The 13,174-nt window shown below is 71.8% G+C and carries 7 protein-coding genes; all 7 read right to left on the reverse strand.

What is annotated here, in order from left to right; genetic code table 11:
• Positions 1–40: 40 nt before the first annotated feature.
• The 7 genes from AB0K15_RS19385 to eccCa all read right to left on the reverse strand — a co-directional run bounded on the left by AB0K15_RS19385 (position 41) and on the right by eccCa (position 13,169).
• The gene (locus AB0K15_RS19385) at positions 41–481 is read right to left on the reverse strand and encodes a hypothetical protein (protein ID WP_364051809.1); all 441 of its coding nucleotides are present in this window, start codon (positions 479–481) and stop codon (positions 41–43) included.
• Complete coding sequence (locus tag AB0K15_RS19390; protein ID WP_364051812.1) at positions 478–876, reverse strand: YbaB/EbfC family nucleoid-associated protein; 399 nt, start codon at positions 874–876, stop codon at positions 478–480. Before AB0K15_RS19390 ends, AB0K15_RS19385 begins: the two co-directional genes overlap by 4 nt.
• Positions 877–887: 11 nt before the next feature.
• Complete coding sequence (locus AB0K15_RS19395) at positions 888–4,208, reverse strand: right-handed parallel beta-helix repeat-containing protein (RefSeq protein ID WP_364051815.1); 3,321 nt, start codon at positions 4,206–4,208, stop codon at positions 888–890.
• Between the two features lie 31 nt (positions 4,209–4,239).
• Positions 4,240–7,365 carry a hypothetical protein gene (locus AB0K15_RS19400; protein WP_364051818.1) on the reverse strand — a complete coding sequence of 1,042 codons (3,126 nt, stop codon included), beginning with the start codon at positions 7,363–7,365 and terminating at the stop codon, positions 4,240–4,242.
• Between the two features lie 76 nt (positions 7,366–7,441).
• Positions 7,442–7,711, reverse strand: a complete 270-nt coding sequence (locus AB0K15_RS19405; RefSeq protein WP_364051821.1) for a type VII secretion protein EccB — start codon at positions 7,709–7,711, stop codon at positions 7,442–7,444.
• Between the two features lie 15 nt (positions 7,712–7,726).
• The gene (eccD, locus tag AB0K15_RS19410; protein WP_364051976.1) at positions 7,727–9,103 is read right to left on the reverse strand and encodes a type VII secretion integral membrane protein EccD; all 1,377 of its coding nucleotides are present in this window, start codon (positions 9,101–9,103) and stop codon (positions 7,727–7,729) included.
• 64 nt (positions 9,104–9,167) lie between these two features.
• Positions 9,168–13,169 carry a type VII secretion protein EccCa gene (eccCa, locus tag AB0K15_RS19415; RefSeq protein WP_364051824.1) on the reverse strand — a complete coding sequence of 1,334 codons (4,002 nt, stop codon included), beginning with the start codon at positions 13,167–13,169 and terminating at the stop codon, positions 9,168–9,170.
• Positions 13,170–13,174 lie beyond the last annotated feature (5 nt).

The raw sequence follows: 13,174 nt of genomic DNA on the forward strand, positions 1-13,174 counted from the left end.
CGCGGGTTCACCCCCCTACCACAATCGGTCTACAAAGGACTTAGTGAGCCGGCCTCGACTGAATCGCCGGCTTCAGCGCGGTGCCTTCACGCGCCTGCAACGGCGCGGTCGGGCCACCGTCGCCACCGCTGTTGACGTCGGAGTTCAGCTGCGTGAAGTCCGACCGCAACGACCCGGCGAGCTCCGTCGCACCCTCGTCGACGTCGCGGAACGAGTCGGCCATGTCCCGCACCGCATCGGTGGTGCCGTCCACAGCCTTGGCCCACGCGTCGAGTCCGTTGTAGATCTTGCCGGCCGCGGCCAGGTGGACGTTGGCGAAGTTCGAGCCGTTCTTGTCGTTGCCGGTCGCCGCCAGCACGGTGCTCGGGTTGGTCAGGGCCTGCACCCGCTGCGCCAGGCTCCTCAGCTCGCCCGCCTTCTGGGCGAAGCCGTTGGCACTGTTGGTGAGTCCGTCCGCGTCGACGAAGAAGTCGTCAGTCATGCCTGGGTCCCTTCCTCCATGCCGGGAACACGTCCCGAGAACAACGCCCGCACGTCCACGCGGCCGCTCATCAAGTCCTGCGCCGAGAGCCCGGGCGGCAGCATCGGTGCCATCGCCTCCGCCGAGGCGGCGATCGACTTCTGCCGCGCCTCCTCGACCGTTTTCACGATCACCGCCGCCAGCTCGGCCGGCGCCATCCTCTTGTACACACTGGTGGGGAAGGAAAGTTCGGTCAGCTCACCGGTACGCGACACCGTCGCGGTCACCTCGCGCCGCGCCGACGTGGCGCTGGCGGTGAGCGAATCCACCTGCTTGCGGTTCTCCTCGAACCGCTCGCGCTGCTGCTGGTAGGCGCCCATGGCCTCGTCCAGCATCTTCTGGTACGGCGAACTCATGCGTTACCTCCTCAGCCGACCGACGCCAGGCCCGGGCCCAGCGCCAGCGCTCCGGTCTCAGGTGGACGGATCCCGCGCAGGTCCGCGGCCGCGAGCGTGCGCGACGCCGCCGCCACCGACAGCGTCCGCGCCAGCTCGTGGGCCGCGTGCACGGTGTGCTCGGAAGCCGCCGCCAGCTCGTGGGCCAACGCGTCGCGCACGTCGTCCGGAACGTCGTGACCGCGCCGCACCAGCAGCCGCACGGCGATCTCCGCCAGCTCGTCCACTGTGTACTCGCCGAGCTCCCAGCCGACGGTGAACGAACTCCGCAACGTCGGCACCACACCCAGCAACGCCGCCACGCGCTGCGTCTGCCCGGTCAGCACCACGACCGGGTCGGCCGGACGGCGCGTCACCGCTTCAGCGACGGCCTCCAGGACCTCCGCGCCCGAGCTGTGCGTCGCGATCTCCCAGTCACCGTCCACATCGAGCACGAGCACGCCACCGCTGGCGTCGTTCATGGCCGTGCGCACGAGGTGCTCGGCCTGCCCCGGCCAGCGCGGGTACAGGTCCGCGGCCACCGAGCAGCGCACGAGCTGCCCGACGCTCACCAGCCCCAGCTCCGCCAGGCTCAACGCGTACAGCTTCGCGAACTCGGCCCGCCCGGACCCGCGTTCGCCGCTGATCACCAGGTTCGCCAGGTGCCCCAGCGGCTGCCGCTCCTGCTTCAGCCCGCCCAGGCGCACCAGCTGGCGCTGCGCGTTCTCCCGCACGCCGGCCTGGCCGACGAGGGTCCGCAGCCGGTTCCAGCCGGTGCTCGCGCCGACGGCCGCCGCCGGGTCCGAACCCACCGACACCGCCGCCGCGGCCGCCGCCGGCAGCTGCACCAGCTCCGCCCGCAGGTCCTCCGCCGTCAGCCGGTTGAGCTCCGAATCCTTCGACGGCGGCTGCAACGCCAGCCGCGAAGCCTGGTTGTTCACCATCGCCTCGAACAGCTTGCGCGCCACACGACCGTTACCGAACGTCGCGTCCTTCGGCACCCGCTCGAAATACTCGCGCAGCGCCTGCAGGGCGTCGTCGGTCAGCTCGTAGTAGTGCTTGCGCGTCAACCCGGTCGTGATGGTGACCAGCTCGTCGACGCTGTAGTTCGGGAACTCGATCGTGCGCGTGAACCGCGACGCCAGACCGGGGTTGGACTGCAGGAACAGATCCATCTGCTCCGAATAGCCCGCGACGATCACCACCAGCGAGTCACGCTGGTCTTCCATGATCTTCATCAGCGCGTCGATGGCTTCCTGCCCGAAGTCCGGACCGGACCCGCCCGAACCCGCGGCCAGCGTGTACGCCTCGTCGATGAACAGCACACCACCGATGGCCTTCTCGACCACCTCGGTGGTCTTGATCGCCGTCGAACCGATGTACTGACCCACCAGGTCCTGGCGCGCGACCTCGATCATGTGGCCCTTGGACAGGATCCCCAGCTCCGCCAGCACCGTGCCGTACAGGCGCGCGACCGTGGTCTTACCGGTACCGGGAGGACCCGCGAACACGAGGTGGCGGCTCATCGGCGGCATCGGCAGCCCCATGCGCTCGCGCATCTGGGACATCTTGATCAGGTTGATCAGGCCGGTGACCTCCTTCTTCACCCCGGCCAGACCCACCAGCGACTCGAGCTCACCCAGCGGCCCGTCCAGCACCTCACCCGCGGCGTCACTCACGCTCTGCGGGCCGGCCGGCTGGTCGGGCGCCGACGGGAACTCCGAGGCCAGCCCGCTCGAAGGTTCCGCCCGCACCTGGTCGGTGCTCACGTTCTCGACCGTCGCCTGGTCGTCGTCGAGCCGGTGCACGGCCTCGCCGCCCGCGTCGTTGACCACGCAGTCGCGGATCGTCACCGGCTCGCGCGTCTCGACGAGGAACCCGTCGCCGCCCGCGCCGAGCACCTCGCACTCGACCAGCGACCCGCGTGCACCCGCTTCCAGCACGACACCGTTGCGCTTGGCGCTGCGCACACGGCACCGCGAAGCACTCAGCGCGGCGCCGCCCGCAACGGTGATCCCGTCGGCCTTCGCCTCGGCGATTTCACAGTCCTGCAAGGAACTCTCGGCCGGGCCCGACACACGGAGGCCGCCACCGCGCACCAGCACCGAGGTGAGCGACGACGGCGTGCTCGCCCCGAGCGTCACGGCGTGTTCGGCGGTGGAGCTCACTCTGATGTCCGCCACGGTCACCCGCGCCGACTCGGTCGCCTCCAGGCCGGCCTCGCGACCGGTCTCGATCGACGCGTCCGCGAGCTCCATTCGCGACTGTCCGGAAAGGACGATGCCCGGCCCGGCTTCGGTGTTGAGCCGCAGGCCGGTGATCTTCACGGCCGCCTCGGCGTTCACGAGCACCGCCGTCTGCGTCGAACCGCGCACGGTCGCGCGCTCGAACTTCGGCGCCGCCTCGCCGTCGACGAGGATCGCGACCGGCGAGCCCTCGAACGTGCAGTCCACGAACTGCGGCGCCGCGTTCGCCGTCGCCTGCACCGCGTTGCGCTCGGCACCGGAGAACACGCACTCGCGCAGCAGCGGCGCCGACGACCCGGCCACGTGCGCGGCCTGCATCGGCGCGGCGACGAACTGTGAGCTCGCCACCGAGATCCGGCCCTGGCTGGTGAGATAAAGGTCGACGTTTGCGCTTTCGCGCACGGTGAGACCCGTGATTGTCGCGCGGCCCTGTTGTTCCACCACCATCGCGGGTTTCTGCGCGCCGGTGATCTCGCAGTGTTCGATCACTGCCACGGCCTCGCCGTTCACGCAGATCCCGTTGCCCTGCGGACGGCGCACCGCGCACCGGCGCAGCACCACGGACCCGACCTCGGCCACCACGATCCCCGACGACGCCGCGTCGAGGATCTCCGTGTCCTCGATGGTGCTCTGCGCGGGCGAAGCCACGACCACGCCGGCGCCCGCCGAGCTCGTCACCGTGCAGCCGCGCAGCGCGAGCTGGCCCTGCAGGCGCGCGAGCAGCGTCGCCCAGGACGCGCCGGAGATCCGGCAACCGTCCAGCGCCGCCTCGCCGCGCACGACGTCGACGGCCACGAGGTTGCTGTCGGTGCTGGTGAGCGTGAACCCGCGCAGCTGCACCGCTTCGGCGTTGGCGACGAGCACGCTGCCCTCGCTCGCCACGACCTCGACGGTGCCCGCACCCTGCTCGGCGACCAGCGAAACCATCCGGTCCACCACGAGGTTCTCCTCGTAGCGGCCCGGGTTCACGCTGATCGTGGCCCCCGGCTGCGCCTGCGCCAGCGCGGCGCCGATCGTCGGGAACGCCCCCGGCCGATCACCGCCGACCACGAGCAACTGTCGGTTCATCGAATCCGCCTCTCCCGCCTCGACACCACGCTCACACCAGCCCCGGGAGCGCCCCGAACCGCGGCGCTGAGACCTCGGCGATCGGGTCCCGGCCCTCGGCCTCGGCCCATACCTCGAGCTCCCGGCGCAGCGACACCAGCGCCAGCTCGTCGAGCGAGATCCGGTCGGACGCGACCTTGCCGGTCTCGTCCACCTCGCTCGACGTCAGTTCCCGCAGCAGCACCAGCCCGCGTACACCCTCAGCGGGCTCGCGCAGGTCGAGCACCTTGAAACTCGTGCCGGGCACGAACAGCACCCGGTTCTCCACGCCACCGGCGGTGGGTTCCAGCAGCTTCGTGCGGCGGGCCGTGATCGACCAGACCAGCACGTCGGTGTCGCCGTCCAAAGTGGACGACGGCTGCGTGAGCGTGTTGAGGAAACCCCACTCGGTGAGCACCTTCTGCGAGTGGAACAGGTCCCACTCGGACTTCGACACGGACGTCGCGAACGTCGCCGGCCCGCGGTGCGAGGGCAGCCGGCTCAGGCCCGCCACCACGCAGCGCGCGATCGGCACGTGCGGCCCGTTGGCGCCGGTGCGCAGCGCGCCGTCGATGGCCGCGCCCTTGGCCGAGAGGTACAGCTGCACGGCGACGGCGTCGGTGAGCACCTCGGCCGACGAGGTCGACAGCGCCCCCTGGAACCCAGGGTGCTCGGACAGGATGCGGGCCACGGCGTTGGACATCAGGCCGTACTCCGCACCGAGCGACTTGCGCAGCCACTCGCGTTCCTTCTCCGCGCCACGCTTGGGCAGCAGCGCCGTCGCCTCGGCGCCCGGGGTGGGCTGCAGGCGGGCCTCGCGCTTCTCGGCCGGAACGACCGGCTCGGCCGCGGCTTCGGTGGCCGGCGCGTTCTGGCTGGTCTGGGCGGTTTCGGCGGTCGCGGTGGTCTCGGTGGTCTCGGTGCTCTCCGTGGTCTCGACGGGAACGACCGGTGCCTGCACGGTCGGCGCCTCGACGGACGGCGGCGCCACCGGCGGCACCCCCGCGGCAGGCGGCATCCCGGCCGGCGGCGTGGCAGCGGGCGGCATCCCCGCGGGCGGGGTGGCAGCAGGCGGCATCCCCGCCGGCGGCGTGGCGGCGGGCGGCATCCCTGCGGGCGGGGTCGCGACCGGTGGCATCGACACGGGCACAGCGGCCAGGCTGGGCGGGGCCACCGGAGCCGGCGGCATCCCGGCCGGCGGCGCGGCGGGCGCATTCGGCGCGGCCGGACCCGAGAACCCGGTCGGCGCACCCGGAATCGGCGCACCCGGGCCCGCGAACCCGCCGGGCGCCGCGAACTTCGGCGGCGCCGACGGACCCGCCAGCGCAGCCGGAACCTCGGCCCCACCCTCGGGCGCCGCGAACTTCGGCGGCGCCGACGGACCCGCGAGCGTGGCCGGAGCCCCACCCTCGGGCACTCCGAACTTCGGCGGCGCCGACGGACCCGCCAGCGCAGCCGGAACCTCGGCCCCACCCTGAGAAACACTGGGACCGCTGGGCCCCGTGAACCCGGCACCGCCAGGCTGCTCGGCGTGCCGACCCGTCGGCTTGTCGTCCCGCGCGTCCCCGAACGGACCGCCGGAGGGTTCCCCCACAGGCACCATCGGCGGCCGAGCCGTCGTGATCGTGATCGGGCCGCTGACGCCGGCCAGCGACCGCGGCACCCCGACACCCGGGTCGAGGCGCTGCGTGATCGTCGGCTCGGACCGCAGCAGGGCCGGCTCCGGCGTGACGGCCACCTCGAGGTCCACGGGCGCGGCCGGCTTGTACTCGCCGGGCATCACGACCTCCGTCGGGCTGGCTTCCAGCAGCGCCGGGACCGGAGCCGCGTCGCCCTGCTCGATCTCGGCGAGCGCCTTGGTCGTCACCTGCACCCGGCCGCGCTCGGCGAGCAGCGCGTGCGCGGGCAGCACGCGGCTCATCCGCCGCGTGTTCTCGTCGAGCCGCGCGAGCACGTCCTGGGCCAGCATCCGCATGCGGTCCACGGCGTCTTCGCTCGCCGCGTCGAAGGTCAGGTTGTTGATCGAGTTGTCCAGCGTCAGCGCGCGCACGGCCGGGGTGTCGCGGCCGTCGTGCGGCGAGCGCACCAGCAGGCCGGACTGCACGACCTCGATCACGGCGTCGGGCGAGTACCAGTACACGGCCGGGGCGACCTCGCTGAGGCCGTGGATCGGCGCGCGGTGGCTGAGCAGGCGCGGCGCCTGCACCGGACCGCCCTGCACCCGCGGCTGGTAGCCGATCTCGCGCACGAACGTGGTCCAGCCGAGCCGTCCGTCGAACAGCACCGTGCGCACGTCGACCAGCTGCGGCGAGCCGACGGGCAGGCCGGTGTAGAACGCGACCTCCTTGCCCAGCAGGTCCGCCAGCGCCTGGCCCAGCGTCGTCCCGGCCGGCACCGACATCGGGCCGTACTGCACGAACCGGGCGTTGGTCCGCACGTTCTCCGGCAGGCGCACCCACAGCCGCGCCGCGTCGTCGAGCGTCAGCGGCGGGCAGCCGGGGCAGCCCAGCACGATCGTCATCGTGTCGTGCTGCGCGGGCAGGCCCTTGACCAGCGCCGCGCGGTGCGCGCGCTGTCCCTGGTCGAACCCGACCGGCCGCACCCACAACCCGCCCGGCAACGGCTCCGCCACCCCGCGCGAGCTCGTGGACGTGAGCTCCGCCGTGAGCCCGGAGTCCCACGACGGCCTCGGGAACCGCTTGGCCTCCCACTTCGGCGCACGTCCCGGCTGGAACTTCACCCAGCCGCTGCCGCGTCCGGAGTGGACGAACAGGGCACCGCCGGCGCTCGGGATCACCGAACCGTCAGGCGCGAGCACCGTGCGGTTGATCCGCTCCGAGAGCCACTGCCCGGCCAGCGCCGACGTCTCGCGCGAACGCCCGCCGATCACCAGCCGCACGCCACGACGGCGCCGCGGCAGGACCTTCGCCACCGACTCCCACAACGAGATCGGCGAGTCCACCGGCAGGTCCACGACGACCAGGTCGTGCTCGGTGTCGGCCGCGACGCCCAGCGCGAGCGCCTGAGCCTCATCGGTCATCCCGGTCGACGGGTGGACGACAAGAGCGTTCCCGACCGTCTGCTTGTCGAGGGTGGTACCGGAGGCACCGGTCCCGCGACGCACCAGCGAGAGGTCCATGTTCACCTTCGTCCTTCCTACCGGCACCGGCCCGAGCTCCCGGCACAGCTGTCACGTGCGGCGTAGGTCTATCGGTTCACGTCGGGATGCGCACCGTGTGGGACGGCCCGCCGGTGCCCCCCACTGGTGCAGACGGCGCGAGCCCGCCGGCGTGATGCGCGATCAGGCCGTAGAGGAAAAACCCGACCACGATCAGCAGGCCCAGCAGCGCCCCGCCGAGCAGGCCGTTCCAGGTCCGCTTGGCCGGCACGTCGAGGTGGCTCGCGTCGCCCAGCACCAGGGCCGAGGTCATCCGTCCGATGAGGAACGAATACGCCTCGACGTGGTCCTTCTGTGTCTGCACCATCTCAGCTCACCCCGTTCACGCCGTGAGCCCGGTGGCCCAGCCGTAGACCCCGAACAGCTGCAGCAGGATCGGGATCACCGCCACCGCGCTCAACGTCTCGGTCCAGTTGGCCAGGTGGCCCCAGATCGGCAGCAGGCGCCGCGGCGGCGGCCGCAGCATCGCCAGCACGAGCAGGAAGAACACCAGCGCCAGCCCGCCGGCCGACACCCCGCGCCAGTCGGCCGCCATCGGGTCGACCAGCGACAGCGCGAGCAGCACCAGCCCGACCGCGCCGGCCACCGACAGCGGCACCCGCTGCCACGCGCCGAGCAGCGCCCGCGAGCGCATCAGCACCGCAGCGGCCACGAGGAACGCCAGCAGCTTCGGGAACAGGTCCTGCTCCGCGAGGAACGGGGACGCACACGTGAACACGACCGCCGACGCGATGCAGAAGATCGTGAGGTAGCCGTCGGCGTAGGCCGTCTGCTTCACCATCTGCTCCGCGGGCGCGGGTTCGATGTCGTACTGCAGCTCCGACGCGGTGCGCGGCAGCTGCGGGCCGCGGATGCGCGCGAACCGGATGCCGATGCGCGGCGCGAACACGAGCAACGCGATGAGCACGGCCGACACGAGGCCCGCCGTCTGCGTGGTGGTGAGCCCGGCGCCGAGGTGCAGCCACATCGAGATGGCGCCGGCGACACCCGTCGCCACCACGGCGCCGAAGGGCACGAACGGCAGCCCCGGCGACCACGCGGCGCGCCCGCCGATGAGCAGGCCGCCGGCCAGCGCGAACGTCAGCGAGCCGACGAGGATCGGCGCGCCCTGCAGGTCGAACGCGGCGCCGACCCCGGCCACGCCCACGGCCCCGGCGATGGCCGCGAACCCGCAGCCGCCGAGGCCGAGCAGCAGGAGCAGCGCCTCGTCGTCGGAGCGCACACCGCACGCGACCGCGGCCACGACCAGGCCCAGCGCCACGACGGCGGTCCCGATCGCGGACAGGCCCAGCGGACCCGGCATGAGCAGGATCCACGCCAGCACGACCTGCGCGAAGATCGCGAACCCGAGGAACAGCCAGCGGTTGAACTCCGGCTTCCAGCGCCCGGGCTGGCGGCTGACGGCGGTGGCCATGCCGTCGGCGATGTCGTCGAAGTCGAGCTCCGGCAGCGGGTCCTGGCGGGGGCGGAGGTGGAACTCCTCGCCCTCCTTCCAGTCCAGCGACTCCGGCGTGCCGGCGGCGTCGAGCGGGGCCTCACCGAGGCGTTGCAGCACCCACGTGTCGGCCAGGTCCTCGCGGCCGCCGGTGTGACGCAGCAGCACCGGCAGCAGGCTCGTGAGCGGCACCGACATCGGCACGGCCAGGTCGGCCCGCCCCTGCGGCCCGTACACCGTGATCCGGCAGAGCTCGCCCTGCATGGCTGTCAACGTCCGCTCCTTCCAGCGCGCGCGTTGTCGTCGAAAGCACCGTGTTCGAAAGAGCTCATCGCAGGCCGCCCACCAGCTGCTGCTGCTCGGCTTCCGCGCCCAGCGGCACGTAACCGGTCTGCACGAGCTTCACGCCGCGGCGGGTGACCAGCTGCGCGCGGCCCGGGGGCAGGTTGCGCGGGGTCGCCTCGCCGAGGAACTTGCCTTCTTCCTTGGGGTAGGAGAAAACCACACCGGGGCTGCCGAGCTCCCAGGCCCGGCGGATCACCGCGTCGCTCAGCGCCCGCATCGCACCGGAGGTGCTGCGCGCGACGATGAGGTGGAACCCGATGTAGGAGCCCTGCGCGAGCAGCGACAGCAGCGGCTCCAGCGGCGAGCCGATGCCGCCGGTGAGCAGCTGGTAGTCGTCGACCACGAAGAACAGCCGCGGGCCCGTCCACCAGTCGCGGCGCTTGAGCCGGTCGGCGGTGATGGACTGGTCCGGCACCCGCGGGGTGAGCGACACGCTCGCCTGCCCGGCCAGCTCCTGCAACGCCTCCGTGGTGGTGGCGTAGCCGACGCGGTAGGCCTCGGGGACCTCCGTGTCGAGCATGCGGCTCGGGTCGGCGAGCACGATCTTCGCCTCGCTCGGCTGGTAGCGCGCGAGCACCGAACGGATGACCAGCCGCAGCAGGTTCGTCTTGCCGGTCTCGTTGTCGCCGAAGGTGAGCAGGTGCGGCGTGGCCTCGAAGTTGTGCCACACCGGCAGCAGCCGCTGCTCGTCCTGGCCGAGTGCGATCCGCAGGTCGCCGTCCGGCCGCGGGAGCTCGCTGATCGGCAGCGTGTTCGGCAGCATCCGCACCGCCGGCGCCTTGCGGCCCGGCCAGAACGTGTGCACCTCCTCGGCCACGGCCTTGGTCGCCGCCGCCAGGTCGTCGGTCGCCGAGCTGCCGTCCATGCGCGGCAGCGCCGCCAGGAAGTGCAGCCCGTCCGGCGTCATGCCGCGGCCGGGCTGGTTCGGCACCGTCTTGGCCTTGCGCGAACCGATCTCCGACTCCATCGGGTCACCCAGGCGCAGCTCGAACCGCGTCTGCAGCAGGTCGCGCAGGTACGGGCGGATCTCCGACCAGCGCGTGGACGCGATCACCACGTGGATGCCGAACGACAGACCGCGCGAGGCCAGCTCGCCAATCTTCTGCTCCAGCTCCGAGTAGTCGTTCTTGAGGCTGTACCAGCCGTCGATGACCAGGAAGACGTCGCCGAACGGGTCGTCGATCTGGCCGCGCCGGCGCAGCTGCCGGTAGACCTCCATCGACTCGACCCCGCGCTCGGAGAACACGTTCTCGCGGTACTCCATGATCTGCGAGATCTCTTCGATGGTCCGCACCACGCGGTCGCGCTCGAGGCGCGTGGCGACCGAGCCGACGTGCGGCAGGCCGTTGATCGACATGATGCCGCCACCGCCGAAGTCCAGCCCGTAGAACTGGACCTCCTGCGGCGTGTGCGTCATCGCCAGCGCCAGCACCAGCGTGCGGACGATGGTCGACTTGCCGGTCTTCGGACCACCGACCACGGCCACGTGACCCGCGGCGCTGGACAGGTCGGCCATCAGCAGCTCGCGCACCTGCTCGAACGGGCGGTCGATCATGCCCATCGGCACGCGCAGGCGGCCGTGGTGCGCCGGGTCCTGCACGCTCATGCCGCGCACCGGGTCGGGCAGCACGCTGGGCAGCAGCGAGTCGAGGCTCGGCGACTCCGCCAGCGGCGGCAGCCACACCTGCCGCGCCGCCGGGCCCGCGCCCGTGAGCCGGTCGACGAACACGTCGGCCAGCGTCGGGCCGGTCGGCGCCGCGTCGAGAGCGTCCACATCGGACATCTTCTTCTCGCCCGCGTCCGGCTCGTCGTCGCGGATGATGAACCGGCTCGGGCGCGCCTGGGTGAAGAACGGCACCACCTCGCGGCTCACGCGCGCCGCGTCCGCGTGGCCCTCACCGTTGCCGGCGGGCACGGGGCCGGACACGTACGCGGCCTTGAACCGCACCAGGTTCGTCGTGTCGATCTTGAGGAAACCGTTGCCCGGCTCCGACGGCAGCTCGTACGCGCTGCCGACCCCGATCACACTGCGCGACTCCATCGAGGAGAACGTGCGCAACGCGATCCGGTACGACAGGTGACCCTCCACGCGGTGGATGCGGCCCTCGTCCAGGCGCTGCGACGCGAGCAGCAGGTGCACGCCGAGGCTGCGGCCCAGCCGCCCGACCGACACGAACAGCTCCATGAACTCCGGCTTCGCGCTCAACAGCTCGGAGAACTCGTCCACCACCAGGAACAACGTCGGCATCGGCGCCAGCTGCTCACCGGCCGCGCGCGCCTTCTCGTACTCGTACAACGACGGATAACCGCTGGCCCGCAGCTGTTCCTGCCGGCGCACCATCTCACCGTTGAGCGAGTCCTGCATGCGGTCGACCAGCGGCAGCTCGTCGGCCAGGTTCGTGATCATCGCCGAGGTGTGCGGCAGGCGGTCCATGCCCAGGAACGTCGCGCCACCCTTGAAGTCCACCAGCACGAAGTTCAAGATCTCCGACGAGTGCGTCGCCGCCAGCCCCAGCACCAGCGTGCGCAGCAGCTCCGACTTACCCGAACCCGTCGCGCCGATCAGCATGCCGTGCGGTCCCATGCCGCCCTGCGCCGACTCCTTCAAGTCCAGCTCGACGATCTCGCCCTCTTCGGTCACCCCGATCGGCACCGACATCCGCGCCCGCTGCACGGCCCGCGGCCGCCACTGCGCCGCGATGTCGAACGTGTGCACGTCCTTGATGTTCAGCAACGCCGTCAACCCGAAGTCGCTCTCCAGCGGCTGCTCCGCGATCTCCAGCGTGCCGCTCGTGCGCTTCGGCGCCAGCAACCGCGCCAGGCCCTCGGCCTGCGTCACCGACAGCTCGTCGCGAAACGCCGAACCCGCGCCCGTCCCGGCCGGGAACTCGACCAGATCGTCCTTCGTCGTCAGCCGCAGCACCTTCGGGCCACCGGGCAGCGCGCCCGTGACGTCCAGCAGCACCACGTTGCGCAGACCCGCGCCCACCAGCCGCGACGACTCCGGGATCGGCGCCAGGTGCGCCACGATCACCACCAGCGGCTCCGAAGTGGTCGGACCCATCGCCTTGTCGTGGTCGTCGCGATCGGCCACATCCGGGCCCAGGATGTCCATCAGCTCGTCGTGGTCCGTCGCCAGCAACCGCAACGGACCCGCCGGATCGCGGAACGTCGGATGGTTGTTGTGCGGCATCCACTTCACCCAGTCCCACTGCGACTGGGCCGCCTCCGTCGTCAGCACCGCCACCCGCAGCTCATCCGGCGAGTGGAACGTGATCAGCTGCGCCAGCATCGCCCGCACCAGCCCGACGGCCGCCTCGGGATCACCGTCGAACTCCACGCTCGTGAAGCTGCGCAGCCCCACCGCCGTCGGAATGCCCGACAACGTCCGGTACGTCTCCGTGAAACGCCGCAACGAGATCGCCGACAGCGGATCCAGGTCCTCGATCGGCTTCGTCACCGGCGGCATCAGCTCCAACGCCGACTGCTGCGACCCCAGCCCGATGCGCACCCGGCCGAAGTCGTCGTGCGACACCCGCCGCTCCCACAACCGCGGCCCCATCGCCAGCGACCACAACGAGTCCGGCGACGGGTTGTTCCACGCCACCGCCCGCCGCTGGTGCTCCGCCGTCGACCGCGCCCGCTCCCGGACCTGCGCGATGTAGCGCAGGTAGTCACGCCGCTCGGCCTTCATCTTCCGCTTGCGCTCACCGGCACTGCGCGTCAGCTGGCCCAGGCTCATGGCCATCATCGACACGCCCATGCCGCCACCGAGCACATACGTCATCGGCGAGCTGCCGCCCACCCCCGAGAACGCCAGGATCATCACCATCGACCCGATGCCCATCGGCAGCATCATCAACAGCGAGTTGAAGTCCCGGGCCGCCGGCTCGGCGAGCACCGGCGGCTCCTGCAGGTCCTCCTGCCCCTCGGGCAGCTCCGGACCCGCGACCCGCGGGCCGCGCTTGACCGTCTCAGTACTCACCGGTG

The organism is Amycolatopsis sp. NPDC049253 (genome assembly GCF_040678995.1).
Taxonomy (GTDB): domain Bacteria; phylum Actinomycetota; class Actinomycetes; order Mycobacteriales; family Pseudonocardiaceae; genus Amycolatopsis.

Excerpts from the sequence above, each read along its gene's own strand:
- AB0K15_RS19385 (WP_364051809.1), bottom strand. The coding sequence starts at position 481 with ATGACTGACGACTTCTTCGTCGACGCGGACGGACTCACCAACAGTGCC.
- AB0K15_RS19390 (WP_364051812.1), bottom strand. The coding sequence starts at position 876 with ATGAGTTCGCCGTACCAGAAGATGCTGGACGAGGCCATGGGCGCCTAC.
- AB0K15_RS19395 (WP_364051815.1), bottom strand. The coding sequence starts at position 4,208 with ATGAACCGACAGTTGCTCGTGGTCGGCGGTGATCGGCCGGGGGCGTTC.
- AB0K15_RS19400 (WP_364051818.1), bottom strand. The coding sequence starts at position 7,365 with ATGGACCTCTCGCTGGTGCGTCGCGGGACCGGTGCCTCCGGTACCACC.
- AB0K15_RS19405 (WP_364051821.1), bottom strand. The coding sequence starts at position 7,711 with ATGGTGCAGACACAGAAGGACCACGTCGAGGCGTATTCGTTCCTCATC.
- eccD (WP_364051976.1), bottom strand. The coding sequence starts at position 9,103 with ATGCAGGGCGAGCTCTGCCGGATCACGGTGTACGGGCCGCAGGGGCGG.